The sequence below is a fragment of the Wolbachia endosymbiont of Drosophila aff. chauvacae BK-2020 genome (genome assembly GCF_032848195.1).
Lineage (GTDB): Bacteria > Pseudomonadota > Alphaproteobacteria > Rickettsiales > Anaplasmataceae > Wolbachia > Wolbachia pipientis.
Window position 1 is genome coordinate 906,717 of the sequence record NZ_CP136586.1, and the last position, 23,134, is coordinate 929,850.

General features: G+C 36.1%; 19 protein-coding genes, 1 tRNA gene and 1 pseudogene. 16 read left to right on the forward strand and 5 right to left on the reverse strand.

The genetic code is table 11. The features are described from left to right. Window positions 1–125: 125 nt before the first annotated feature. Window positions 126–1,496: a magnesium transporter gene (gene mgtE, locus R0F62_RS04785; RefSeq protein ID WP_274979104.1), complete on the forward strand. Its 1,371-nt coding sequence runs from the start codon at window positions 126–128 to the stop codon at window positions 1,494–1,496. Between the two features lie 255 nt (window positions 1,497–1,751). Here mgtE and R0F62_RS04790 read toward each other — a convergent pair whose 3' ends face one another. Continuing rightward, window positions 1,752–3,212 carry a TrkH family potassium uptake protein gene (locus R0F62_RS04790; RefSeq protein WP_274979105.1) on the reverse strand — a complete coding sequence of 487 codons (1,461 nt, stop codon included), beginning with the start codon at window positions 3,210–3,212 and terminating at the stop codon, window positions 1,752–1,754. 266 nt (window positions 3,213–3,478) lie between these two features. On the opposite strand from R0F62_RS04790, the gene R0F62_RS04795 reads away from it, so the two are divergent. Beyond that, on the forward strand, window positions 3,479–4,411 hold the full coding sequence (locus tag R0F62_RS04795; RefSeq protein ID WP_317051345.1) for a hypothetical protein: 933 nt from the start codon (window positions 3,479–3,481) through the stop codon (window positions 4,409–4,411). A gap of 72 nt (window positions 4,412–4,483) precedes the next feature. Here R0F62_RS04795 and R0F62_RS04800 read toward each other — a convergent pair whose 3' ends face one another. Then, entirely contained in the window at window positions 4,484–5,500 is a 1,017-nt protein-coding gene (locus R0F62_RS04800; RefSeq protein WP_274979107.1) for a substrate-binding domain-containing protein, read from the reverse strand. Between the two features lie 141 nt (window positions 5,501–5,641). Here R0F62_RS04800 and dcd point away from each other — a divergent pair, with 141 nt between their 5' ends. Then, entirely contained in the window at window positions 5,642–6,199 is a 558-nt protein-coding gene (gene dcd / locus R0F62_RS04805) for a dCTP deaminase (protein ID WP_317051346.1), read from the forward strand. On the opposite strand, the gene R0F62_RS04810 is transcribed toward dcd, so the two are convergent. Beyond that, on the reverse strand, window positions 6,200–7,192 hold the full coding sequence (locus R0F62_RS04810) for a hypothetical protein (RefSeq protein ID WP_274979109.1): 993 nt from the start codon (window positions 7,190–7,192) through the stop codon (window positions 6,200–6,202). It abuts the gene before it with no gap. A 281-nt stretch (window positions 7,193–7,473) separates the two neighbouring features. Here R0F62_RS04810 and R0F62_RS04815 point away from each other — a divergent pair, with 281 nt between their 5' ends. The 5 genes and pseudogenes from R0F62_RS04815 to R0F62_RS04835 all read left to right on the forward strand — a co-directional run bounded on the left by R0F62_RS04815 (window position 7,474) and on the right by R0F62_RS04835 (window position 15,611). Beyond that, window positions 7,474–10,809 carry a glycoside hydrolase/phage tail family protein gene (locus tag R0F62_RS04815; RefSeq protein ID WP_274979110.1) on the forward strand — a complete coding sequence of 1,112 codons (3,336 nt, stop codon included), beginning with the start codon at window positions 7,474–7,476 and terminating at the stop codon, window positions 10,807–10,809. A gap of 57 nt (window positions 10,810–10,866) precedes the next feature. After that, window positions 10,867–11,681: pseudogene (locus R0F62_RS04820) on the forward strand (hypothetical protein). Between the two features lie 394 nt (window positions 11,682–12,075). Next, window positions 12,076–13,239 (forward strand): multidrug effflux MFS transporter, encoded by a 1,164-nt coding sequence (locus R0F62_RS04825; protein WP_010082551.1) that lies wholly within the window; start codon window positions 12,076–12,078, stop codon window positions 13,237–13,239. 133 nt (window positions 13,240–13,372) lie between these two features. Beyond that, entirely contained in the window at window positions 13,373–13,870 is a 498-nt protein-coding gene (locus R0F62_RS04830) for an ankyrin repeat domain-containing protein (protein ID WP_274979111.1), read from the forward strand. Beyond that, the gene (locus R0F62_RS04835; protein WP_274979112.1) at window positions 13,824–15,611 is read left to right on the forward strand and encodes an ankyrin repeat domain-containing protein; all 1,788 of its coding nucleotides are present in this window, start codon (window positions 13,824–13,826) and stop codon (window positions 15,609–15,611) included. Before R0F62_RS04830 ends, R0F62_RS04835 begins: the two co-directional genes overlap by 47 nt. Window positions 15,612–15,641: 30 nt before the next feature. Here R0F62_RS04835 and R0F62_RS04840 read toward each other — a convergent pair whose 3' ends face one another. Then, window positions 15,642–15,848, reverse strand: coding sequence for a hypothetical protein (locus R0F62_RS04840; protein ID WP_138264940.1), 207 nt, complete (start codon window positions 15,846–15,848; stop codon window positions 15,642–15,644). 17 nt (window positions 15,849–15,865) lie between these two features. Further along, entirely contained in the window at window positions 15,866–17,917 is a 2,052-nt protein-coding gene (gene tkt, locus R0F62_RS04845) for a transketolase (protein WP_316659880.1), read from the reverse strand. Between the two features lie 113 nt (window positions 17,918–18,030). Between tkt and rpsD the strand changes: the two genes are divergently transcribed. From rpsD to R0F62_RS04885, 8 genes are all read left to right on the forward strand, one after another. Further along, the gene (rpsD, locus tag R0F62_RS04850) at window positions 18,031–18,645 is read left to right on the forward strand and encodes a 30S ribosomal protein S4 (RefSeq protein WP_010962555.1); all 615 of its coding nucleotides are present in this window, start codon (window positions 18,031–18,033) and stop codon (window positions 18,643–18,645) included. A 9-nt stretch (window positions 18,646–18,654) separates the two neighbouring features. Further along, window positions 18,655–18,741 (forward strand) — tRNA-Leu (locus tag R0F62_RS04855). Window positions 18,742–18,771: 30 nt separating this feature from the next. Next, entirely contained in the window at window positions 18,772–18,972 is a 201-nt protein-coding gene (gene iscX, locus R0F62_RS04860; protein ID WP_010962556.1) for a Fe-S cluster assembly protein IscX, read from the forward strand. A gap of 446 nt (window positions 18,973–19,418) precedes the next feature. Further along, window positions 19,419–19,760, forward strand: coding sequence for a DUF721 domain-containing protein (locus R0F62_RS04865; RefSeq protein WP_010082513.1), 342 nt, complete (start codon window positions 19,419–19,421; stop codon window positions 19,758–19,760). Window positions 19,761–19,797: 37 nt separating this feature from the next. Further along, window positions 19,798–20,112 carry a 50S ribosomal protein L28 gene (gene rpmB / locus R0F62_RS04870; RefSeq protein ID WP_006279619.1) on the forward strand — a complete coding sequence of 105 codons (315 nt, stop codon included), beginning with the start codon at window positions 19,798–19,800 and terminating at the stop codon, window positions 20,110–20,112. After that, window positions 20,105–20,968, forward strand: a complete 864-nt coding sequence (gene lipA / locus R0F62_RS04875) for a lipoyl synthase (RefSeq protein WP_317051347.1) — start codon at window positions 20,105–20,107, stop codon at window positions 20,966–20,968. Before rpmB ends, lipA begins: the two co-directional genes overlap by 8 nt. A gap of 53 nt (window positions 20,969–21,021) precedes the next feature. Further along, complete coding sequence (gene ubiE / locus R0F62_RS04880; protein WP_010962557.1) at window positions 21,022–21,738, forward strand: bifunctional demethylmenaquinone methyltransferase/2-methoxy-6-polyprenyl-1,4-benzoquinol methylase UbiE; 717 nt, start codon at window positions 21,022–21,024, stop codon at window positions 21,736–21,738. Then, a complete protein-coding gene (locus R0F62_RS04885) occupies window positions 21,735–22,850 on the forward strand; it encodes an FtsW/RodA/SpoVE family cell cycle protein (RefSeq protein WP_274979114.1) in 1,116 nt (371 codons plus the stop codon). Before ubiE ends, R0F62_RS04885 begins: the two co-directional genes overlap by 4 nt. Window positions 22,851–23,134: the final 284 nt, after the last annotated feature.

Genomic DNA, 23,134 nt, shown 5'->3' on the forward strand with positions numbered 1-23,134 from the left:
TCAATAACAATAACAGTAAACAAAATAGAAATTTAACCATATGATAGTTAATTTAAATAATTTCATTATACTTTAATGTTTAAGGAAATCAAGCGCGTATATTTATTAAAAAACAAGGTAAAGTAATGAATATTGAAATAAGTTCCCATTATGGTTTAGACAAAAAGGCTATTGATGACTTAATAGAGTCACTTGATAACGAGGAGCTAGAGAATGTTCGTAATATTGTAAAAACGATAGACAGTGTTCAGTTAGCTTATTTTTTATCTACTTCGATCAGTGATCACAGGGAGAAATTAGTTAATATCCTCGATCAACATTTGTTAAGTGATGCCCTAGTGCATGTAGTGCCAGATTTACAAATAGAGATCATAGAAACATTGGGAATAGAAAATACAGCAAAGTTACTAATGCTCCTTGATGTAGAAGATATAGTAACCATAGTGAAAGATTTAGATAGAAAGTCTGTAGAAAATATACTTTACTATTTGCCCAGCAAAACTCAGAAATCGGTAGAGGAGTTGCTATCATATCCAGAAGAAAGTGCAGGAAGGTTAATACATAAAGATATGGTTATAGCTCCATATTATTGGACAATAAATCAACTGACAGAATTTGTGTGCAACTATAAAAAAATACCAGAAAAATTTCACCAGATATTCATTATCAACTCAAAATTAGAGCCTATAGGCAGTGTTAATTTAAATAAGGTAATATCTCACTCAGGAGACACAATAATAAAAGAGATAATGGATCATGACATAAAAATCATTAAAACTGGAATAGACCAAGAGGAAGTAGCAAGAATATTTAAAGATTACTCTCTATTATCGGCTCCGGTAGTAAATAAGAATGGTAAAATTATTGGTGTGATCTTAATTGAAGATGTGATAAAAGTTGTTCAACAAGAAACAGAAGAGGATGTACTCAAAATAAGCGGTGTATCTTCTAAAGCCGATATAAATGCCCCTATACATAAAACTATAATTAAAAGGCTACCTTGGTTACTGTTTAACCTCTTAGCTGCAACAATGTGTTCCATAGTAGTTGGCTTTTTCGATGATGTAATAAAAAGTTTTATAGTGCTGCCAATAATCATGCCGATAATTGCATCAATGAGCGGAAATGCAGGATCCCAAACAGTAACGCTAACCATCCGGGCAATCGCAACAAAATATCTAACTGAGCAAAATGCAAAAAGAATACTGATGAAAGAATTTTTAATAGGTCTTATAAACGGGGTGATCTTATCTACTATTTCATTAGTAGTGTTAGCAATAAGGGTTCACAACTTCAAAGTGGAGATGATTTTTGTGGTCTCCATGATTATGATGTCAATTATTGCAACGTTCATCGGAACTTTCATTCCTATAATGCTTCATCGCTTAAAGTCTGACCCTGCCGTTTCTTCTTCAATCCTAACATCGGCAACAACTGATATTCTCTCAGCTTTTATATTTCTTGGTTTAGCTACGATCTTTTTATTAAATAGCTAATACTATCTATAGCTATACCGCCGCGAACCGTCATGCCGCGATTCATTCGCGGTATCTCTTAGCATAGATCCCGCTAACAAGTAGCGGGATGACGAGAAAGGGGCTACTTGGATGACATTCTTCTTGGTGTGCCCAAATCACAATGTTCGTACATCTGTGGATTTATTCGCGGTATAGATATCGCTAACGAGTAGCGGAATGACGGTTTTTCAAATTGTCGTAAGTCAGTTTAGCTATAATATCAAGTTTCACCAACTATTTCTCTCTATTAAATAAGAATAAATTACCTATACAAAAATAGATTGGCAATATTTCAAGTCTGCCAAGCAGCATTAAAAACGATAGAAATAATTTTACTTCATTACTGAAAGAAGAATAGTTACCTGAAGGACCTATTAAGTTGCTGAACCCTGGACCAGAGTTTGTAAGCGTTGCAGAGACTGAACTGACGCTAGTTATAAAGTCTGCATTGCTTAAGTAAGACATCACTATTGATGAAATGGTAAACGTTAACATGAAAATTGCAAAAAATATAAAGACAGAGTGAATTTCATCATTCTTCAGGGTTTTTCCATTGAATTTTACTCCATTGTCTGCATCAGGGTTTAATAAAAGGTAAAAGTCATTTCTTATAGACCTTAAAAGAACAATCAAGCGGAAGATTTTGACACCACCACTTGAAGAACCACTACATCCACCAACAAAGGTGAGAAAAAAAGCTAAGACTGAAATGAAACTCCAATCTATATGATTACAGATTGCATAACCAGTTGACGTAATCAAGGAAGTGATGGTAAATGTGCTGCATCTAAATGATAATGACACTCCTAAATCAACATTTTTATACAACCAAAAACAAGCAAATAAAGATGAGATAGTAGCTATCTTAACAAAGTAAGAGACCTGTTCATCATAGCAAATGTCTAACCGTCTTATAATTTTTAAATAGCTAAGAAAAGGCAGAGAACCCAAAATCATAAAAATGATCGTTATGACTTCTAACATAGGGTTATTATAGTGCCCTATAGAATCATTATAGTTAGCAAATCCACCAGTTGATACAGAGGACATTCCGTGGCATATTGCATCAAACAGTGGCATACCAGCTAGATAATAGGAAAATATACATAACAAAATTAAGCCATAATATATTGCCGTAACATGAATCACTACGCTTCGCGTATTCGGCAACTTCCTTTTGGTAGCATCTGAATACTCAGAATAAAGTAAATTATTTAGGCTGAGAACCTTAAACATAGGAAAAACTGCAATTCCTAAAGTGATTACACCAAAACCCCCCATGCCATGTAGCATTGCTCTCCATAGCAGTATTCCTGGAGATTGTTTTTCAATATCATTAAATATAGTTGCTCCTGTGGTTGTGATGCCAGATATCGTTTCAAACAATGCATCAACATAGCTCAGATTATCAAAATAGAAAGGAATAGCTGCAAACAGAGACAAGGCAATCCAGGTGCAACTAGTAATCGCAAAAATTGCTGGCATTCCATGCAATCTACTTAATTTACCGAGTAAAATAAAAATTGCGCCAGATGTGCAGGTAATTATGAATCCAGCGAGGAAATTTTTCCATTTGTAGCTGAGACATTTATTAGTAATAGCAGGAATAAGCATTGCTAAGCTAAACAGCAATAGGAATATTCCCACAATAAATACAATTGAACGCAAATTTTGTAAACGTTGATGATTTTTCATAGAATTACTTCCTCGCTATACAAAGCCATAAAAGCTACTCTAACGTCAAGCATTTTGTTGGCCTTTATTAACAGTTATTAACAATATACTTGATTTACTTGTAAATATGTGTGATAATTAAATTTTTATTAGAGGTAAGATATGGTTGAATTAACTGATATACAAAAAAAATTCGAGCTTCATTAATTATAGCAATTAGCAATAACTACCCTCAAAAGGTCCAGGGCATATTCGACAATAATGAATGTGATAATATACAAGCAGTTTTGAACCACGAGGGGATTGGGGCTGGTTACAAAGATAATTTTTTAGATTTTGCTATTATTGGTCTTGACGCTGGAGTTAAAGTTCAAGGAGAAATTGGAGAAAACGTAGAGATCATTAAACAAATTTGGAAAGTTGCTAATCAGAAAACTCGTGATTTTGTGTGTTGTCGTGCAATAGAGAGTTTTCGAGGATTTGGCCTTTATAACATACCTGCTCTTAAAACAGTTATTCAAGAAATAGAAGAGCACAAGAGGGTAATGGATCTTGATATGGCACTAAGGCGTGCAATAAGAAGTCTTAATGTTGATCAAGTTAAAACAGCACTAGAGAATTGCGGTGAAGATGTAGAAAGTGTTTTGACGCGAAATGTATATTGGAGTGATGCTACTGATATTGATTGCTTGTTAATTTATCCTCTGATGGTTGACTATGAAAGAAATCTTGGCAAAGAAGAATTTGAAAAGATAAAAGAGATCACTAAACTTCTTTGGGATAAAGCTTCCCCTGATGTTCGTAACTTCTGGCTTGAAGACCACATGGTTAATAGAGAAGGTCAAAATACAGAAGATAACTATATAATAGGTTCTCTTGAAAAGCAACAAAAAGAGTATGCTAATATAGCTGGTGAGGGATGGCTTGAAGACTTTATTCAAGAAGTTAAGGGTTATAAAAAGGACAGAGAAATAAAGCTTAATGAATACAAAGGGAAGATCGCTCTAGGCGTTATTGGACTATGCGTAGTTGGTGCTATTGCAGCCTATGTGCTGGCATATCCTGTAGTTGCATTAGTTTTAGAAGTTTCAGCAGTTTCAGCATTGGCTGTACTAGCTTATATTGGAGGAGTTTGTGAGAAATCAGAAAGTCCAAATACGAAAAGTTTGAACCCGGTTGTTTCTGGGTGTTGCAACAACGCAGAACTGCCTAATCAGTAATCCATTGTCATCCCAGCGCGCCGCGCTGGGTCTGACTACGCTAGAACAAAGAATATAAAAGAAACGTTGCCGTCACGTTATATCATAAACCTTTGCTGAAGCTTTCTTTATATCTTCACTTGAAAGTGGAATTAGACCAAGCCTAGATAGGTACCCATCTTCAATGCCGATCGAATCTATAATTTCTTTTACGAATTCTCTTAATCCATCAACAGTATCCAAGTGTTCCCTCTTTATGTAAAGGTATAGAGGTCTTGCTAATATATATTTTCCCGATGATATATTTTCGTAAGTTGGCTCAATTCCTGCAATTGTGCTCCCTTGTATTTTATCTTGATTCCTCATTAAAAAGCTGAAACTAAATATCCCTAAGGCGTTCTTGTTACTTTTCAATTTTTGTATTATTATATTTTCATTAATTCCAACTTCTATATACCTTCCGTCATCCCTTATATTACCACATGCTTTCTTTCTTTCTTCCTGATCTTTATAATTCTCTTTGAAAATTCTCGAGTTCATGCATGAATATTGATCAAGCATAATAGAATTAACCAAAGTTTCGTATGTACCTGTATTTTGATGTGGACCATAAATTTCAATTTCTGTTTTTGGTAAGGCTTGATTGACATTAGACCAAAACTTCTTATTACTTTTTACTAATTTATCATTTTCTTGAGAATATGCAGATAAAGTTTCAAATAAGTCCTTCTTTGTGAAATCAAATCTATGGCTTTGATTTGAATTTGCAATGACAACTCCATCATAGCCAATGATGATTTCTATCACTTCATTAATTTTATTCCTTTTACATAGTTCTCTTTCTACTTCCTTCATAGGGCGAGATGAAGTGGTGATGTCTGGAGTGTCTTCCCCTATTCCTGAGCAAAACATTTTGAATCCTGATCCACTTCCTATCGATTCCACAACTGGAGTCTTAAAGGAGAATACACGGTTGAACTCTTCGGCTATAAACGAGATAAAAGGAAAAACAGTTGAAGATCCAACAATTCTGATGTATTTCCTGGCATCAGCATTTGATAGCGGCGTGAATAATACGAATACAAAAATCAGGAGAAAGTTTCTAAGCATTATTTTTAGTTAAGAACATAAATCTAATTATTGTAATAAAAAATCAAACTGAAAAGCTTTAATTGCATGACAAAAGCTACAGTTTACATTTAAATTTTATTTTATATTATTGTAAGTGTTACACAACTTTAAGGGGCAATTATGGCAGTTATGCCAGATAAATGGATAAGAGAAAAAGCTGAAAATTTTGGAATGATAGAACCTTTTGTGAACCACAAAAGCAGCAAAGGTGTTATATCTTTCGGACTATCATCTTATGGTTACGATGCAAGAGTGGATAATAAATTTAAAATTTTTACTAACGTTAATTCAGCCATCGTGGACCCTAAAAATTTTTCTGAGAATAGTTTCATAGATAAGGAAACAGACGTATGTATAATTCCACCAAATAGCTTTGTGCTTGCAAGTACAGTGGAATATTTTCGTATACCAAGGAATGTACTGGTCATTTGTGTTGGTAAATCAACTTACGCAAGATGTGGAATTATAGTAAACGTTACTCCCTTAGAACCTGGATGGGAAGGTCATGTCACACTCGAATTCTCAAACACCACTCCACTTCCTGTGAAAATTTACGCTAATGAAGGCGCATGCCAATTCGTATTTTTAAGCGGCGAAAGTGAATGCGAGAAATCATATGATGATATGAAAGGAAAATATATGGATCAGCATGGTATTACTTTGCCGCTGGTGAAATAATTACTGCTTTCGTTGTGAGCTACCAAACTGCTCTATAGACAATATTCCACTATCACCAGATAGCAAAGTTCGCGCTGATTCACTTTGCTTAAGATGTTTAATTGCTTGCTTTTTGTCAGTTCCAGTGCGCATACTGCAGCCAAGTTGGAAATCTATTCCATTTGCAACAATGTTACATGAAAACCCCATAGCAGTAGCGAAACCTTCTTGTTTATTAGTAGCATTTCCGGTAACAACACCACAAACAGTGAAGTTACGATCATTTCCAACTGTTCGCATCACCATTCCACCATCTCGTATACCATCATTATTTATATCCTTTGCTATAACAGTCTGGTCTACAAATCGCGTATTACCCACTTCTCGAGATATTACTTCTACAGTCGGTTGATTATGTAGTTGACCATTACTTACTAATGCTTGATTACATGCTGAATGGTGTTGTTCTGAATTACTTTGACTATTACTCCTTAGTTCATTTTGCTCGTGCTCTTCATTATTTTGATGTTGGTCAGTTCCTGATATGCTAGCTTCTTTTTCAACACGCTCATTGTATTCTTTATCATTACTTATCTCAACTTTATTTACTGGTTGACCTTGACTGTTTTCTATGTCTTTATGAATGTAATAAAAAATAAGACCAGGTATCAGTGAAATTATTAGATTTAATACAATGCACGGAATTAAAACCACGGTAGCAGCTATATAGATTAGAGAGCTAACTATAAACTTTATTACTTTAGATAATTTAGAATCATCTTTTTGAACATTAACAGCATTCAAAAAAAGCATAGTTAAGCTAAGAGATAATGCTGTTATAGCAGTAGGCACGATGATTGGAACAAGTAAAAAAGCATTGATTAATTTTTTTCCAGAACTAGTTGGTTTAGTGCTATTATTCAGTGATGTAAGATAGTTTTGACCAACATTAGTAATCCATTTTGTACCAGACAAGACTCTTTTACTATTTTCTTCCGACATTTCAAATTTCATTGGCACCCCCAGGTTATAATGCTAAATTGTACTAAAAATTAATATAAAATCAACATAAATTTTTCACTTCCGCACTTTTTCATTGTTGCTTACAATAACTATAGCTACACGATTTACTTGTGTGCTTTTCTTAATTAAAAACTTCAACTATCCATTGTAAGCTGCTGAATTTCTTATCATAGTATCTGTCATCTCAGTACCACTTTCTTGTCATCCAAGTAGCGTGACACTTGGATCTTCTCTCAACAATTTCAAAAAAATCTATCAAAAGGAGGATTACCATGTCTACAATAATTTTATCATCAATTTTTGGTCAAGCAGGCAGCATTTTTGGTCCAATTGGCCGGATTATCGGCTCAGAACTCGGTGCTCTTCTTGGTGCACAGCTAGATGGGGCAATGTTCGGCCTTGATGCCGAGCAAAAAGTAACGCATGGTACGAGACTAAAAAATCTGCAAGTTCAAACCTCAACCTACGGCAGAACGATTCCAATTATCTATGGCACTGCTCGTGTTGCAGGGAACATTATTTGGTCACAGCCAATAAAAGAAGAGGCGATAACCACCAAAAGCAAAATTGGAAGAGGTATGAACGTTACATATAATTACTACGCAACGCTTGCAATTGCGATCTGCAAGGGGAAAGTAGAAAAATTAAACAGAATCTGGGCAGATACAACATCACTTAGCTTTGATGAAATAGATTATACTTTTTACAGCGGCAGAGAAGACCAAAATCCTGATCCATTTATGTCATCAATTGAAGGAGAGGGGAATGTGCCGGCTTATAGGGGAATATCTTACATAGTCATCAAGAATTTTCCTTTAGCAGACTATAACAATCGCGTCCCGATATTTACATTTGAAGTGCGAACTGCATTAAAGCCCGTTGGGTTTTCAATAGCGGAAAATATTCGGAATATCAATATCATACCAGGTTCAGGTGAGTTTGTATATGATACAAAAATACAGAAGAAAATCGCGCAAGAGAAAATAAGCAGCAACCAATATATCCCATATGGGCTGGCGCAAAGGGTAAATCACAACAACCACACTAAAAAGAGCGATGCAATGCTTTCTTTGGATCAATTAAAAGAAGATTTGCCAAATGTTGAGTTGGTGTCGGTGGTAGTCAATTGGTTTGTGAATGATCTGAACATTAAAGATTGTAAAATATATCCTGCAGTTGAATTTCAAGATGATTCCGCAATATTACCTGATGATTGGCAAGTAGGGGGTGTAACCAGAGATAATGCTCAGCTAATTTCAAAAGATGCGAGTGGAAACCCAAGGTATGGTGACACAGTTAGTGATGCAGCGTTGATAAGATATATAGAAGAGCTACACAGCAGAGGCTACAAGGTGATGCTCTATCCAATGCCCTTACTTGACACAAAGAACAAAGAGTGGCGAGGAAAATTGAGCGGGACCCCTGGGGATATAAGTGATTTTTTTGAGAATCAATATAACAAATTCATAGAGCATTATGCAAGCATTGCCAAACAAACTAAAGTGGAAGGGTTTATCATCGGATCTGAATTTGCGCAACTTACCAAAATCAGGGATGAACAAGGGAATTACCCTGCCGTTATAGAGCTAGTTAAGCTTGCAAAGCGAATAAAACTTCAGCTTGGAAAAGAAGTAACGGTAACTTACGCTGCTGATTGGAGTGAATACCATTCATATGATGGTTGGTATAATATGGATGAGCTTTGGTCTTCAGAGTACATCGACGTTATTGGCATAGATGCTTATTTTCCACTGACTGATGGTCCAGAGCCTCCTTTTGGTTATTCCGCGGAAGATGTAATGGGTGGTTGGAGCAGTGGAGTGGGGTATGATTATTTCTATGATTACTCAAAGAGTGAACCTGAAAAAGTAAAGTATAACGACAGCAGGTATGCGTGGAAAAATATAGAGAAATGGTGGAGTGAAACTCACATAAACCCCAGTGGTAGTAAAACGAAATGGCAACCAAAAATGAAAAAAATATGGTTTACTGAGTATGGATTTCCCAGTATGAACGGCTGCACTAATGAGCCAAATGTGTTTGTTGATAAAGGCAGCATAGAGAGCAAATATCCACGATATTCAAACGGAGAGGTGAGCTTTCTTTCGCAAAAAATTGCAATTGAAGGAACGCTAAAGAAGTGGCAAAGCTCGGAAATGGTAGAAAAAATGTTTCTCTGGGCATGGGATGCAAGGCCATTTCCTTATTTCCCCAATTTGTGTGATATGTGGACTGACTGCCATAATTGGCAGACAGGACATTGGATTCAGGGAAAGCTTTCACAGCTTAATATTTCCGATGTTTTATCGGATCTATTACAAAAAGCAGGTTTAAAAAGCGATCAGTTCGATACGAGTGATATTAAAGGATTATTGTCTGGATATGTAATAAATGACCAGCAATCGGTACGTTCAATTATTAAAATGCTGCAAAGTTGCTATTTTTTTGATGTGGTTGAACAGGACTCTAAACTGAAATTTGTCCAAAAGGGCAGGGGAGTTACGACTGAAATACCAATTGGTGAAACGGTTTTCAGTAACAATTCAAAACTTGCTAATATCAGTCAATTAGATTTAAACAATAAAGTTAACGTCGTTTATTTTAATCGCAATTTTGGCTATCCAATTGATGTTAAATATGCTGAGTTGCCAAAGCAAGGCGCTGCTATAACAGTTGAAATACCGCTCATTATGGAGGAGGGAGAGGCGCAAAATATCGCTGAGGTTTTACTTTATTCTTCGTGGCAAGAGAGAAATATATACAATTTCAAGCTACCGATAAAATATGCGTGGCTTGTGCCAAGTGATGTAATAACGATTTTAGACAGTGAGAAAAAACATACGGTGAGAATTATAAAAACGAAATTTGAAAGCATGTCCATTCAAGTAATTGGCGTTGGTTATGATCACTCTATATATAAGCTTTCTTTTCCTTCAACAAGGTCACTTATGCTGAAGGAATACCCTCCTTCTCATATCAGCAAAACCATCGTAGAAATGATAGATTTACCGGATATTAAAGGTAATAGTGCAAGCTTTACTTTAATTAGTGAGGAAAAGAATTGGAAAGGAGCAACACTCTTTATTTCGTACAACGATAAGGATTATAAGCCTATCGCAAACACAAACAAGCAGTCTACTTACGGATATGTAATGGAATCTACCGACGAGGGGCTTATAGTAGTGTTACGTTTTGGTGTATTGAGTTCTTCATATAACCATTATTTAAGTGATGGTGTCATTCCAGCGCTTGACCATATTTCTCCTGGATCCCAGTGTCTGGGCACTGGGATGACAGAAGAGGGTTTTACAAGCACTAATGTTAGTACTATAAATGTAAGCAATTTAGCACTGGTTGGAAAAGAGATAGTAAAATTTCAGAGTGCCGAACTTATAGATAAAAATAAATATAAGCTTAGCAACCTAATTAGAGGGCAAGAGGGCACCAAAGAGTATCAGCACACCGCAGGTGAAAAATTTACTCTGCTTGATGATTCAGTAATATCTTTCGAAGTGCAAAGGGGAAAAAAGTTTTACCTAAAAGCAGTGACTTACGGTGACTCGCTGGAAAATACGGAAGTGAAAGTGATAAATTCATTTAGTAATTGAAATTTAATAAAGTAAGTGCTAGAATTAATATACAGGTATTAATGGTAGAGATATAACATGTCAAAGGAAATGGTCAATGCGTTGAAAGCTGAAGTGAAGAAGCTCAAATATGCTGATTTCAAAGCTAACACTTGGGACGAAGTAATTTCTGGTGAGGGAACATATAAGGATCTTAATAGAACACACGGCCTTGCTATTAACGGACAAAAAATAACTAACAATTTATTAACAATCTGTATTTAAAACATAAAAATCTAATTCTACGGGATGAAAACGGAAAAGGGAATTATCGTCCATTTCTCAGACAAATTTTTACAGAAATGTTTAAACACGTTGGTGCAACAATTCCCAATAACTCTATTATTGAGGAGTTAATAAATAACTATTATCAGGGCGGATATACTCATTTTCTTCTTAATGATATGAGTCAAGCTCTTGGATCTTTTCATTTGTCAACGCAAAGCAACTGTATGACAAGAGAGTATATTATGGATTGTCGTGAACCCAATTGTATAAAGCTTAGTTTTAGCATGAAATATACAAAAATGCTTAACTATGATGATTGTACATATATCGAAACACCAGGTTTTTGCAGTTCAGTGGAGTTTAAACTGAAATGTGAAGATAAAAATGTAACATATGAAGATGGTAAAGTACTTCTTACCATTCCTAAAGAGCTAAAAAACTACAAAGTAAGTGGTAAGAATTTGTTTGATGTTATTGTTGAATATTTTCAGAAGCTTTGCGAAAAATTGGGCTTTAAATTTGAGACAAAAGTGGAACATAGCCTTGGTGAACCACTAAAGGTAGTAAGTGAGGCAAATGCATCTTCTGTTGAAGACTTAAAGCTTAAAGTGAATAATCAAAGGTAAGATATTGAAATTCGTGCTTTTCATGATTTTAGCTTAAGATTTCAGTGTCAAAGCACATAACTGTACGAACATTGTGATTTGAATCCACTAGGAGGGTGTCATCTAAGTAGCCTCCTTCTCCTGTCATCCCAGTGCCATGACTACTTGGATCCAGAAACTTAATTGCAAGTAAGTAAACTGCTTTGATGAAATTGTATAATGGAAACTAGATCCAAGTAGTCATGGCACTGCCCTACTGGATAGAGCCTTCACAGGCTTTTTCTTGAATAGCTACTCTTAATTTCAGTAGTTAATTTAATATACTAATGAAAAAAATACATTATAATTAAGTATATTTAATCCAGTAAATCATTAAGTGAAAACAGCTCTTTCGCAAAATATCATCTCTCTTATTATGATATTGTCTGTAGCAATTGTCGATATGGCAACTGACCTATACTCAGTTGCACTACCAAGCATTGCCAATTATTTTAAAGTAGAAGGCAGTGTAGTGCAGCTTACAATTAGCTTAAATCTAGTTGGATTTGCGGTATCTGGCTTAATTTATGGTCCATTATCGGACCATTATGGTAGGCGTCCAATGATGCTGATTGGTATGACAATTTTTACTTTGGCAAGTGTCATGTGTTATATAGCCGACAGTATTATGCTCTTGATACTAATTCGCTTCATACAAGGGGCAGGAGCTGGTGTTGCAGGTGTTGTTGGGTATGCAGCAATAAGGGATATGTACTCGGGTAGTGAATACTCGAGAGTAATTTCAAAATTAAATATGGTTGTGGCACTCTCACCTGGAATAGCTCCAGTGGTGGGCAGTTATATAATTTCACATGGGTATCATTGGAAATTTTTGTTTTTTATTATGTCACTCGCGGCAATTGCTATACTTATTTTTATCTACTTTAAGTTACAAGAAACACTCACTGTAAATAAAAATGAAACCAGTATAACTAACATAACTACTAATATCTTCAAGCAATATATATCAATATTTAGAAATTATCGTTTCCTTGGGTTTTCAGCCATTCATGGATTAACTTTCATGTGGCTTTGGGCATACATTGCTAACTACCCGTTCATATTTGAATCGATGGGCATTGAAGTACAGTATTTTGGCTACCTCATATCGATCATAGTCATATTCTACATAATTGGAACTTTAATTAATAGAAGGTATGTACCAAAAGTAGGGGTTAGCAAAATGCTAATAATAGGTTTGGTGTTACCGATAATATCCGATAGTTTATTGGTATATTTTTATTTCGCGGACAAGTTGAATATATTCATTCTTCAAACTGCTTGGATTCCAGCCAATATCGGACTTGCATTAATAATAAGCAATAACGTAACTTCTGCTTTAGAAACGATCAAAGGTATAGGGCTTGGTAGTGCAGTCCTCTCATTCTGCAATATGATGTTTGGGGCTATTGGAATATATATAGTAGGAAAATTTTTTCGCTATGGTATTTTACCAAATTTACTATTAACAATAGCATGCTCTACAATTGCGATTCTTATGTACAGCCAGCTCAAATGTACTGAAAAACACAGGGAATAACCATTATTTGCGTGATCCAGAGCTCATGGGTTATTAATGACTTTATCATGATAATATAATTTTACAGGGGGTGAGAGCTCATAGATTATTAACGACTTTATCATAACAATATAGTTTTACAAAGAGGTGTAGGATGAGTAGTTCACAAAGTAGAGATAATTTTTTTAAGGCTGTTGAAAGAGGTGATATTGATGCAGTAAACCGTCTAATAAGTGAAGGAGCAGATGTTAAGGTAGAAAATGATAAAGGAGAGACTCCTTTACATATTGCTGCTGTATGGGGCCATAAAGAGGTAGTAGAAGCTCTATTGGACAAAGGGGCAAATGTTAATGCAGAAGATGAAGAGGGAAACACTCCCTTAGTTTTAACTACTGACGAAGAAATAAAAACTCTATTACAAAGCACAGCTAAATTACTTGAGGTTGCTAAAAGCGGTAATATTCAGGAAGTAAACAGTCTAATAAGTGAAGGAGCAAAGGTTAATGTAAAAGATCAAGATAACAAGACTCCTCTACATTGGGCTGCTGAAAAGGGCCATAAAGAGGTAGTAGACGCCCTACTGAAAGTAAATGAAATCAATGTTAATGCAACAGATTGGTCCTTTACATTGGGCTGCTGTAGAGAGCCATAAAGAGGTAGTAGAAGCCCTACTGAAAGTAAATGGGATCAATGTTAATGCAACAGATTGGTTGCAAGAAACTCCTTTACATTTAGCTGCTGTAAAGAACCATAAAGAGGTAGTAGAAGCCCTATTGGGAAAAGATGGAATCAATGTTAATTTACCAAATAACAAGAAAGATACTCCTTTACATTCTGTTCTTAAAAAGGACAACATAGATATAAATGTATTGAACGCTCTACTGGGAGCAGAAGGAATCAACGTTAATGCACAAGATGAATATGGCGAAACTCCTTTACATTTGGTCCTTAAAAAGGGCAATATAGACATAAATGTATTGAACGCTCTACTGGGAGCAAAAGAAATCGATGTTAATGCACAAGATGGAGATAGGGCTCCTTTACATTTGGCTGCTGAAAAGGGCCATAAAGAGGTAGTAGAAGCCCTACTGCAAGTAAAAGGAATCGATGTTAATGCAACAAATCAGCAGAAAGAGACTCCTCTACATTGGGCTGCTGAAAAGGGCCATAAAGAGGTAGTAGAAGCTCTATTGGACAAAGGGGCAAATGTTGATGCAGAAGATGAAAATGGAGACACTCCTTTAGATTTAGCCACTACTCAAGACATACGAACTCTATTACAAAACACAGATGAATTACTTAAGGCTGCTGGAAGAGGTGATATCGATACAGTAAACGATCTAATAAATCAAGGAGCAAGTGTTAATGCAACAGATCAAGATGGAAAGACTCCTCTACATTGTGCTGCTAAAAATAGCCATGAAGAGGTAGTAGAAGCCCTATTGGGAAAAGATGGAATCGATGTTAATTTAGCAGATAAGAATAAAGATACTCCTTTACATTCTGTTCTTAAAAAGGGCAACATAGATATAAATGTATTGAACGCTCTACTTAGAAAAGAGGGAATTGATGTTAATTTAGCAGATAAGAATAAAGATACTCCTTTACATTCTGTTCTTAAAAAGGACAACATAGATATAAATGTATTGAACGCTCTACTGGGAGCAAAAGAAATCAATGTTAATGCACAAGATAAAGATGACAGGACTCCTTTGCATTTGGCTGCTAAAAAGGACAACATAGATATAAATATATTGAACGCTCTACTGGGAGCAGAAGGAATCGATGTTAATATAAAAGATAAACTTGCAGAACAGACTCCTTTACATTGGGCCGTTGTAAAGGGCCATAAAGAGGCAGTAGAAGCCCTATTGGGAAAAGATGGAATCGATGTTAATGTAGAAGATAAACATGGAAACACTCCTTTCAAATTAGCCACTGATGAAGGAATAAAAACTCTATTGCAACCCGCAGAAAAATCTGATGATGGTTCAGCGGGTGGATCATCGACAGATAGTGAAGGGGGTCAAGAGGAAGAAAAACGAGTAGGTGATGATACTGAACTACAATCAGATAATAGCAAAGAAGGGGAAAAAACCAGCACCACCAGTGCAGAACAAGGAACTGATGTACAAGACAACGATGTAGGTCCTGTTGCTTCCACAGAACCTGCACAAACAGAAGAACAGCCGAGCTCTTTTTTTGGTAGTTTGTTTAGTATACTTATGAAGCCTTTTTCATTAATTGCATCATTTTTTGGTGGTTTTTTTCATGGTTGTTTGGGTCTGACGAAGAAAAGTCTGACACACAACCTTATGATGATTCTTCTTCACCTGGGGTCGATCAATCAGTTGAACAAAATAATGGTGATCATAATGACCAGAGCAATGTGATTTGATAGTGATCTTCTACCGGAAAAGGTGTCATCCCAGTGCTTGACACTGGGATCCAGGAAACTTAATTGCAAGTAATGCATTGGGTTTGGTGAGTATGGGTTTTGCGTTATAGAATGAAGCACTTTTGGTGAATTTGTAAAGAAAACTAGATGCCAGTGTCAAGTGCTGGAATGACATCATCTTGGATGGAAATAACGTCACGTACTGGGATGACAAAGAAGAGTGGGCTTTCATATGGTTATGCAAGAAGTCTACTGAATGTAAACCAGTTTCTCACACACACATTTTACCACATGATCTGCGCTGATATTAAAATGCTCATAGAGTGTTTTATAAGGTGCTGATTCTCCGAAGCTTTTCATGCCAATAAATATACCGTTTGAACCTATATATTTATGCCAACCCATTTCACTTCCGGCTTCAATTGCAACTTTAATGCTGTCATTATTTAATATTGCCGCTTTATATTCATCGCTTTGCTTGTCAAAAAGCCTCCAGCATGGCATAGAAACAATCCTTGTACCTATACCCTTTTCCTGCAATTTCTCCCTTGCTTCAACTGCAATTTCAACCTCGGACCCCGTAGCAAATATCGTCACTTTTAATTCTTTTGAACATTCACACAAAATATATGCACCAAACTTCGATAAATTAGCAGATTGATCGATATCAGAGTAGAACTTGCGCATGTAACTTACGTTTTGCCTTGAGAGCGCAAACAGTGCTGGAGATTCTTTCTTTTCGAGTGCAATGCTAACACACTCCAGAGTTTCAACTGCATCGGCTGGCCTAAAAACATATAGATTTGGTATAGCACGCAAAGAGGCTAAATGCTCTATTGGCTGATGAGTCGGGCCATCTTCTCCCACTCCAATTGAGTCGTGAGTCATGACATACATAACCTGCTGCTTCATCAGAGCTGAAAGACGTATAGCAGGACGACAATAGTCGGAAAATACCAAAAAAGTGCCGCCATAAGGAAGAATCGCGCCGTGAAGTGCCATACCATTCATACATGCTGCCATAGCGTGCTCTCTCACTCCATAGTGGACATAAGAGCCACTATAATTATTGCTATTTATTACCTGCATGTGCTCATATTTAGTGCAATTTGACCCGGTAAGATCAGCAGAACCGCCGATTAATTCCGGCATAGACTCAGTTAAAAGTTCCATTACTCTGCCGAAAGAAGATCGAGTAGCTTCGTTTGGCATTAGCTCACATATTTGTTTCTTCAGGTCAGCTAAAACACCAGCGATATTATCTGGTAGATGTTTATCTAACCGTCTTTGAAGTTCTGCATGATACCCTGTCATCCCAGTACTCTCTCTTGTCATCCCAGTGCTTGACACTGGGATCCATTCTTTTTCTTCTTTCCTGGATTCCAGCGTCACGCGCTGGAATGACATCGTGTAGTTTTGTTTTGCTCTCTCAACAGTTTTCTTCCAGGCATTTTTCACATCTTCTGGTACATGGAATGGTTCATAATTCCAGTTTAATTTCTCTCTCATCTGTTTTATGTCTTCCTCCGAAAAAGCACCACTGTGAGCAGAGGATGTGCCAGCACGGCTTGAAAATTTTCCGATAATAGTTTTGCAGCAGATCATTGTAGGTTTATCAGACTTTTTTGCTTGCTCTATTGCAAGGGATATGGCATCAAAATCATGGCCATCAATTTTGTCAACATTCCATCCATACGCTAAGAAGCGTTTCTCTACATCGTCAGAACAGGAAAGGCAAGTAGCGCCATCTATAGAAATATCATTATCATCAAAAAGAGCTATAAGCTTATTCAATTTAAGATGCCCAGCAAGTGATGCTGCTTCATGGCTTATTCCTTCCATAAGACAGCCATCCCCTAGCATCACATAAGTGTAGTGATTGATTCTAAACTGCTTTTCAAGTATCGATTCAGCAAGTGCCATGCCAACAGCAGCGGCAAACCCCTGACCGAGCGGGCCTGTTGTTGCCTCTACCCCGGAAGTCAAGCCGAACTCTGGATGACCTGGGGTCTTGGATCCCATTTGTCTGAAGTTTTTTAGCTCATCTACGCTAATATAACCTGTCAAATATAATATTGAGTATAGTAACATTGACCCATGACCGTTTGATAAAACAAAGCGATCTCTATTGAACCATTTAGAATCATCAGGATTATGATTCAGATATTTAGCAAACAAAACAGTTGCAACATCTGCCATGCCAAGTGGCATACCTGGGTGTCCAGAGTTTGCTTTTTGTACTGCATCAATTGATAAAAAACGGATGGCGTTTGCCATAGATTTTAAATGTGAATGATTCATGTGTTAATAGAAAAACTTAAAAATGAAGTATAAAAGATTATATCAGCAAAAACAAGTTGACACTGAGTGCTAAAATCCTTAATAATCTAAAGTTAAATCGTGAGAGTTTTTATATGACAACTGTTATCACTAGAAAGTATAGGATTAGCCGTAGACTTGGTGTAAATTTATGGGGTAGAGCTAAAGACCCAGTAAACAAAAGGAAATACCCTCCAGGTCAACATGGTATTCTTGGATTCAAGAAGTTATCCGACTTTGGTAAGCAGTTTGCTGCGCATAAGAAATTTAAGTTTTACTATGCGATTTCAAGTAAGCAGCTCAGACGTACATTTTTAGATGCTTATAACAGAAAGGGTTATACGGCTGATAATTTTATCGGTATCTTAGAATCGAGATTAAGTTCTGTTTTATACCACTCTGGTCTTGTTCCAACAATTTACTCAGCAAAGCAGCTCATATCTCACAAGCACGTTACAGTTAATGATAAGGTGGTTAACATATCGAGTTATCGAGTGAAGCCAGGTGATATAATAAAAATAAGAGAAAGGGCAGCAAAAATCCCTGTAGTAGTAGAGGCTGAACAAAAACAAGAGCGCAAGGCTCCGGATTATTTAGAAGCAGATAGTAAAGAGCATTCAGTGAAGTATTTGAGGTCACCTCAATATTCTGAGGTTCCTTATTCAGCAGACATGGAAGTCAATTTAGTAGTAGAGTTTTACTCTAGATAGATAAAAAAAGCCCGTGTGGCGGAATCGGTAGACGCAGCGGACTTAAAATCCGTGGGTTTTGCGACCTTGGGAGTTCAAGTCTCCCCATGGGCACCAATTTAACTTAGCAGATAAATACAAAAAAGTATGAAATGGCTTGATATAGAAGATATTGTAGAAGCTCTGGAAGAAAAATTTCCAGATGAGAATATAATTAGTATTAGATTCACTGAGCTTAAAAAAAAGGTATTGAGTTTAGAGGAATTTGATGATGATGAAAAACGCTGTAACGAAAAAATACTCGAAGCTATTCAAGCAGCTTGGATTGAGGAAAGATTAACTGCATAGCAATAAACCATACGCAAACGTGATTTCTATTGCAATTTGCATATTGATTATGCTATTTTTTGGATCTAGCCTGGCAAGTTAATAATAATTTAACCAATTACAATTAAAACAGCTATAAGGTTAATTATGAGGCAAAACAAAAATTTTTGAATGGAACGATCTTGACAAGTGCTACGTTGAGATAAGTTTTGCATAAAAATACTGCTTTTACGGTGTGAGGCCAGAGGGTAGAGCCTTTGTAAAGCAGTTAGAAGGTTGTCATCTAAGTAGCGTGACCAGAGCTAGATTCCGCGAACACGCCGCGGAATGACGACTATGCAATATGCGTTGCGGAGTGACGATTATGGTCATACCGTCACGGTATCTCACAAACATGTAGCAGTAATGACAAAATCTCAAGTTATATGTATACTTTTATATTATCTACTTACTAAAAAAACAGAAAAATGCTCAAACGTAGCGGTCCAAAAAAATTAAAGTCTATAATTGAAAACTATGCATTAAAATGCATGAAAAATAAGATTAGTAAAAATGAAATACGTCTTATTTTAAACTGGCGAAATATAGTAGGGAAAGAAATAGCAGAGTGTACAAAACCGAAAAAGATCTCATATGCACAGAATATAAATTCGGGTGTGTTGCATCTGGTAGTAACAAATGGCAGCAAAGCATTGGAAATTCAGCATATGATTTCTCTTATAATAGAAAAAATTACGATATTTTTTGGTTATAAAGCAGTATATGGTATAAAAATTAAGCAAGAGAGTATTGACTATTTGACTATATAAGGTAATCTAAGTACATAGAATAATTTGGTATATTGAAGTGAGTAGAGTTTGTGAATTAACAAATAGAAAAAAATCTTTTGGTAATAAGGTATCACATTCGAATCGTAAAACAAAGCGTACCTTTCTTTTAAATTTACATAAGGTTACGTTGACAAGTGATATATTGAATAAAAAGTTTAGATTTCGTGTGGCAACAAGAACTTTGAGAACTATAGATTACAAAGGTGATTTAGATGCTTTTTTGCTCAACACAAGAACGATTAAACTAAGTGAGAAAGCGCAGAAGATAAAAAGAAGGTTGAAAAAAGTTTTAGTAAAGCAAGAGGTAGAGTTAGCAGTTTCAGATGCATAGCAAACCTCAATGGCTCAGAGCAAAAGCTCCGACCGGTGAAGTATTCAATGAGACCTTAAACATAGTTAAACTGCATAACTTGCATACAGTGTGCGAAGAGGCTGCATGTCCAAACATTGGTGAATGTTGGAATAAACGTCATGCTACTGTGATGATTCTCGGTTCTGTTTGCACTCGTGCTTGTGCATTTTGCAACGTTGCAACTGGCATTCCTGATAAACTAGATCCTTATGAACCAGAAAATTTAGCAAAAGCAATAAAAAAGTTAAACTTAAAACATGTTGTCATTACTTCCGTTGATCGTGATGATTTGCCAGATGGTGGCGCAAATCAGTTTATACAGTGCATAGAAGAAATTAGAAAGATAACTTCAGAAACAACAATAGAGATTTTAACTCCTGATTTTTTAAATAAGAAAGGAGCATTTGAAGCAATCGCTGTTGCATCACCTGATGTCTATAACCACAATATTGAAACAGTGCCGAGATTGTATGCAAAAATAAGACCACGAGCTCGCTATTTTCATTCACTATATTTGTTGAAGATGGTAAAGCAGATTAATCCTAAAGTTTTCACAAAGTCAGGGCTTATGGTTGGTCTTGGAGAAACAAAAGAGGAAATACTTCAGGTTATGGACGATTTGCGCAGTGCTGAGGTTGATTTTATTACAATTGGTCAATATCTACAACCAACTCCAAAACATGCAAAACTTGATAGGTATGTTACCCCAGAAGAGTTTGAGCATTATAAATACATTGCTTACTCCAAAGGTTTCTTAGTGGTTGCATCAAGCCCACTAACTCGGTCATCATACCACGCTGAAGAAGATTTTAACAGGCTCAAGGCCTGTCGTTGACATTTGTGTTAATTCAAATTAATTTTTACTAATTATAAAGGAGTTTTTACGTAATGTCTACTATAAAAATCGAGAAGAAATCACAATTAGTTAAAGAGGTATTCGATTCCGTGGCAAGTCGCTACGACACCATGAATGATATAATGAGCCTCGGAATGCACAGATTATGGAAAGATAAGATGGTAAATAGTGTGCATTTTACAAAAAACTCTAAGGTTTTAGATGTTGCTGGAGGAACTGGAGATATAGCAATAAGAGTAGTAAGAAAAGAGCCAAGTGCTAAGGTTACAGTATGCGATATAAATCAAAACATGCTAAACAGAGGACGTGATAAAGCTATAAATTCAAACCAAATTAATTTTGATTGGGTATGTGCAAGTGCAGAAAGTTTACCATTTGAAGACTCCGAATTTGATTATTGCACAATAGCTTTTGGCATTCGAAATGTTTCTGACCGCAAGAAGGCTTTAAATGAGGCGCACAGGGTATTAAAACCACATGGGAAATTTATCTGCTTAGAATTTGCCCCTATGCACTATCAAAATGAGATATTTACCAAACTTTATGACTTATATTCATTTAAAGTAATTCCTAAAATTGGCAGCATAGTTGCTAAAGACAAGAGTTCTTATGAATATTTAGTGAGGAGCATTAGAGAGTTTCCAACTCAGGCTGATTTTAAAATGGAAATTGAAGAGGTAGGCTTTAAGAATGTTGAGTTTCATAATATGAGCTATGGAATAGTGGCATTACACATTGGAACAAAATGAATATTAAACTCTGGTATAGAACGCTGGATTATTATCTCATCCTTCCAGTGTTTTTTTTGCTCACTATAAGCTTCATTCTTGTTTATTCAGCAAGCCCTGTAATTGCGCAGCGTCTTTCTCTACCACAGGATTATTTTATACGGCGCCATACAATTTATATAGTCCTGTCACTAATTACCTTGGTGACATTTTCTTTTCTCAGCACAAGAACTATACTTAACCTCTCATTCGCAGGTTTCGCTTTATTTACTATTCTAGTAGCAACTGCGATAATACTTGGTATAGAGGTAAAAGGTGCGAAACGATGGTTACATATTGTCAAAATTTCTGTTCAACCATCTGAGTTCGTAAGGCCATTTTTTTCTGTTGTTATAGCTAGTATCTTGGCCAGCGAAATGAAGTTTAAAACACACATATCAATCATAATATTTCTGTTAGTTTTTGTGTTGTTACTTTTGCAACCTGATTTCAGTATGTCTATGCTTTTAACATATTCTTTTATCGGTCAAATGTTTATTGCATGTATACCATTTTTATACTTTCTATGCATAATAGGAATGGCCACAACTGGAACTACAATAGCTTACTTATGCCTCCCACATATAAAGCAAAGGATTTACAATTTTGTCTTTTTTACGCAGCGCGATAACTTTCAAGTCACAAAATCATTAGAAGCATTCAAAAGAGGTCAATTAACTGGAGTTGGACCTGGTGAAGGTAGCGTAAAAGCCTCTCTTCCTGATTGTCATACAGATTTTGTGTTTTCTGTTTTAGCAGAAGAATTTGGTTTGATTACGTGCTTAGCCACATTGATGTTATTTGGCATCATTTCCGCCCGCTTGCTTTACATTGCATATAGGGAAAATGAATTATTTAATCTGTTGGTGATTCTCGGTATCTCAATGCAATTCATCACACAATTCATAATAAACATAGGGGTAACATTGAGTGTTTTTCCTACCACCGGCATAACCCTGCCGTTACTTAGCTATGGTGGTTCTTCTCTTTTATCTTCGAGCATCGCACTTGGCATAATGCTGTCTTTCAGTAGAAACCAAGCTATCGCATTAAAGTTTCGTGAGCGTGTTATGCTTGGAAGGTATATGGACTAAACTTGTACCGCTCACAACTATTATTGGTATCCCTCCAAAATGGGTATCTGTTCAGATGAGTGGCAAAATAAGGTAGACGAGAAAAGCAACTATAGGAACAAATGGGTGTCATGCAAGTAGCTGACACTGGTATCCAGTCCTTTTGCACAGTTCCATCAAAAACGTTGTAAAGCGCTTTCGTGTTTACCAACTTAGTGCCCAATCTGGATCCCAGACTGGGATGACAAAAAAAGGAGCACTGGAATTTTTGTTTCAGCATTAGCCATGCATCTGAACAGATACCA

Excerpts from the sequence above, each read along its gene's own strand:
- mgtE (WP_274979104.1), top strand. The coding sequence starts at position 126 with ATGAATATTGAAATAAGTTCCCATTATGGTTTAGACAAAAAGGCTATT.
- R0F62_RS04790 (WP_274979105.1), bottom strand. The coding sequence starts at position 3,212 with ATGAAAAATCATCAACGTTTACAAAATTTGCGTTCAATTGTATTTATT.
- R0F62_RS04800 (WP_274979107.1), bottom strand. The coding sequence starts at position 5,500 with ATGCTTAGAAACTTTCTCCTGATTTTTGTATTCGTATTATTCACGCCG.
- dcd (WP_317051346.1), top strand. The coding sequence starts at position 5,642 with ATGGCAGTTATGCCAGATAAATGGATAAGAGAAAAAGCTGAAAATTTT.
- R0F62_RS04810 (WP_274979109.1), bottom strand. The coding sequence starts at position 7,192 with ATGAAATTTGAAATGTCGGAAGAAAATAGTAAAAGAGTCTTGTCTGGT.
- R0F62_RS04815 (WP_274979110.1), top strand. The coding sequence starts at position 7,474 with ATGTCTACAATAATTTTATCATCAATTTTTGGTCAAGCAGGCAGCATT.
- R0F62_RS04825 (WP_010082551.1), top strand. The coding sequence starts at position 12,076 with ATGATATTGTCTGTAGCAATTGTCGATATGGCAACTGACCTATACTCA.
- R0F62_RS04830 (WP_274979111.1), top strand. The coding sequence starts at position 13,373 with ATGAGTAGTTCACAAAGTAGAGATAATTTTTTTAAGGCTGTTGAAAGA.
- R0F62_RS04835 (WP_274979112.1), top strand. The coding sequence starts at position 13,824 with ATGCAACAGATTGGTCCTTTACATTGGGCTGCTGTAGAGAGCCATAAA.
- R0F62_RS04840 (WP_138264940.1), bottom strand. The coding sequence starts at position 15,848 with ATGAAAGCCCACTCTTCTTTGTCATCCCAGTACGTGACGTTATTTCCA.
- tkt (WP_316659880.1), bottom strand. The coding sequence starts at position 17,917 with ATGAATCATTCACATTTAAAATCTATGGCAAACGCCATCCGTTTTTTA.
- rpsD (WP_010962555.1), top strand. The coding sequence starts at position 18,031 with ATGACAACTGTTATCACTAGAAAGTATAGGATTAGCCGTAGACTTGGT.
- iscX (WP_010962556.1), top strand. The coding sequence starts at position 18,772 with ATGAAATGGCTTGATATAGAAGATATTGTAGAAGCTCTGGAAGAAAAA.
- R0F62_RS04865 (WP_010082513.1), top strand. The coding sequence starts at position 19,419 with ATGCTCAAACGTAGCGGTCCAAAAAAATTAAAGTCTATAATTGAAAAC.
- lipA (WP_317051347.1), top strand. The coding sequence starts at position 20,105 with ATGCATAGCAAACCTCAATGGCTCAGAGCAAAAGCTCCGACCGGTGAA.
- ubiE (WP_010962557.1), top strand. The coding sequence starts at position 21,022 with ATGTCTACTATAAAAATCGAGAAGAAATCACAATTAGTTAAAGAGGTA.
- R0F62_RS04885 (WP_274979114.1), top strand. The coding sequence starts at position 21,735 with ATGAATATTAAACTCTGGTATAGAACGCTGGATTATTATCTCATCCTT.